Origin of the sequence: Promicromonospora sp. NPDC060204 (assembly GCF_042728455.1) — a bacterium.
Taxonomy (GTDB): domain Bacteria; phylum Actinomycetota; class Actinomycetes; order Actinomycetales; family Cellulomonadaceae; genus Promicromonospora.
Genome location: NZ_JBHWZO010000423.1, coordinates 1 through 2,708 on the forward strand (window position 1 = coordinate 1; position 2,708 = coordinate 2,708).

2 protein-coding genes are annotated in these 2,708 nt (G+C 70.1%); both read right to left on the reverse strand.

Annotated elements, in window-relative coordinates; translation table 11 throughout:
* Window positions 1-65: 65 nt before the first annotated feature.
* Complete coding sequence (gene aceB, locus ACFWEJ_RS28290) at window positions 66-1,652, reverse strand: malate synthase A (protein WP_377232487.1); 1,587 nt, start codon at window positions 1,650-1,652, stop codon at window positions 66-68.
* A 119-nt stretch (window positions 1,653-1,771) separates the two neighbouring features.
* Window positions 1,772-2,518 (reverse strand): IclR family transcriptional regulator, encoded by a 747-nt coding sequence (locus ACFWEJ_RS28295; RefSeq protein WP_377232488.1) that lies wholly within the window; start codon window positions 2,516-2,518, stop codon window positions 1,772-1,774.
* Window positions 2,519-2,708 lie beyond the last annotated feature (190 nt).

Here is a 2,708-nt window from a genome sequence, read left to right on the forward strand (position 1 = left end):
GTGCTGGCTATTTTTTGCCCCCACGCCCAGGAGACAACAAATAGCCAGCACTCAACGAAGGAAGGTCAGGGCATGCGGGCGTAGGCCGGCAGGGTCAGGAAGTCGGCGTAGTCGTCGGCGACCGCCACCTCCAGGAACGTCTGCCTCGCCTCCGCGTAGTCTGCCGGGTCACCCGGCAGCTTGGCGATCTCCTCCTCGACGATCCGGTCGATCAGCTCGCGCGTGACCTGGTGGCCGGTGTCCGCGAGCGTGACGTCGTTGTGCAGCCACTGCCACACCTGCGAGCGGGAGATCTCCGCGGTCGCGGCGTCCTCCATGAGGTTGAAGATCGCGACGGCGCCGAGCCCGCCGAGCCACGCCTTGAGGTACTGGATGCCCACCGAGATGTTGTTGCGCAGCCCGGCCTCGGTGACGTCGCCGGGTGTGGACGCGACGTCGAGCAGCTGCGCCGCGGTGACGTGCACCTCCTCGCGGGTGCGGTCGATCTGGTTCGGGCGGTCGCCCAGCACCGACGTGAAGACCTCCGTGCACAGCTCGACCATGCCGGGGTGGGCCACCCACGACCCGTCGAAACCGTCGTTGGCCTCGCGGGTCTTGTCGTCGCGCACCTTGGCGAACGCCGCCGCGTTCACCTCCTCGTCGCGGCTCGGGATGAACGCGGCCATGCCGCCGATCGCGTGCGCGCCCCGGGTGTGGCACGTCTTGACCAGCAGCTCCGTGTAGGCGCGCATGAACGGCACGGTCATCGTGACGGCGTTGCGGTCGGGCAGCATGAAGTCGGTGCCGCGGGTCCGGAACGACTTGATCACGGAGAACATGAAGTCCCAGCGGCCGGCGTTCAGCCCCGCGCTGTGATCGCGCAGCTCGTAGAGGATCTCCTCCATCTCGAACGCCGCGGGGTAGGTCTCGATGAGCACAGTGGCGCGGATGGTGCCCTGCGGGATCCCGAGGAAGTCCTGGGCCAGCACGAACGCGTCGTTCCAGAGGCGCGCCTCCAGGTGCGACTCCATCTTGGGCAGATAGAAGTACGGGCCCTGGCCCTTCTCGATCTGCCGCAGGCCCGCCGTGGCCAGGTAGAGCGCGAAGTCCACCAGGCTGCCCGACGCCGGACGGCCGTCCACCAGCAGGTGCTTCTCCGGGAGGTGCCAGCCGCGGGGACGGACGATGATCGTCGCGAGCTCCGCGTCCGGCTTGAGCGCATAGTGCTTGCCGTTGTCGCCCGTGAAGTCGATGTTCCGGTTGATCGCGTCGAGCAGGTTGAGCTGCCCGCCCACCACGGCGCTCCACTGCGGCGTGTTCGCGTCCTCGTGGTCGGCGAGCCAGGCCTTCGCCCCCGAGTTGAGCGCGTTGATCGTCATCTTGCGGTCGGTGGGGCCGGTGATCTCGCAGCGCCGGTCCACGATCCCCGGCGCCGCCGGCGCGACGCGCCACATCGGGTCCTCGCGGATGTGCCTGGTCTCGGGCAGGAAGTCCAGCGTGCCGCCGGCCGCCAGGTCCTCGACCCGCCGGCGCCGCGCCTCCAGCAGCTCGAGCCGCCGGTCGTCGAGCTCGCGGTGCAGGGCGACGATCAGCCCGAGCGCCTGCGGAGTGAGCACCTCCTCCGCGCGGGGTGCGATGTCGCCGGTGATCGTCAGGCCGTCCGGAGTGTCCACGTCGAGTTCCTTTGGTCGATCGGCTTGGTCTCGCGCTAATTCCACGATGCGGAAACCAAATACTTCCTAGTGAAAACACTAGGTGCCCGACGACGCCCGGTCAACGCAGCCGAGCCCGCTCAGCCCCCGGACAGCTCCGCGGCGATCTCCTGTGCGACCTCGTGCAGCACCGGAACGGCACGCTCCCCGAACTCGAACGACACCCGCGCGGCGGGCCCGGACACGGACAACGCGGTGGGCACGGGCACCCCGGGCACGACGACGGCGAAGCACCGCACGCCGACCTCCTGCTCACCGTCGTCCACCGCATACCCGCGCGCGCGGATCTCGCCGACGGCGGTGACCAGCGCCTCGACGTCGGTGATCGTCCGGTCGGTCGCGGGAGCAAGCCCGGCACGTGCGGCGATGTCCCGCACCGCGGCCACGGGCAGCTCACCCAGCAGCGCCTTGCCCACACCGGTGCTGTGCAGGTGCACGCGCCGCCCCACCTCGGTGAACATCCGCATCGAGTGCGACGACGCCGCCTGCGCCACGTACACCGCCATCTCACCGTCGAGCATGGCCAGGTTCGCGGTCTCGCCCAGCTCCCGCGCGACGCGCGCCAGGTGCCGGCGGGCGCCGGCCCCGAGCTGGCGGCCGGCCGCCTCGCCGAGGCCCATCACCCGCGCGCCGAGCGCATAGCGGCGTGAGGGCAGCCGGCGGGCGTAGCCGCGGGCGACGAGCGTGCGCATCAGCCGGTGGATGGTCGGCAGGGGCAGCCCGGACTGCTCCGAGAGCTCGCTCAGGCCGGTGTCGCCGTCGAGCGACGCCATGATCTCGAGCAGGTCGAGCGCCCGCTCCACGGACTGCACACCAGGTTCTGCCACGTCGCCCTCCCCGTCGGAACGCCAGACGTGTCGCCTGACGGAACCAGCATTCCACAGAGCGGAAGACGGGAGGGTGTTTCGGGCATGCAGAAAGGGGGTGGGAGTCAGTCGCTGTAGCGACTGCTCTCACCCCCTTTGCTGGGAATGGTTGTCCGGCGGCGTCCTACTCTCCCACCCCGTCACCAGGGCC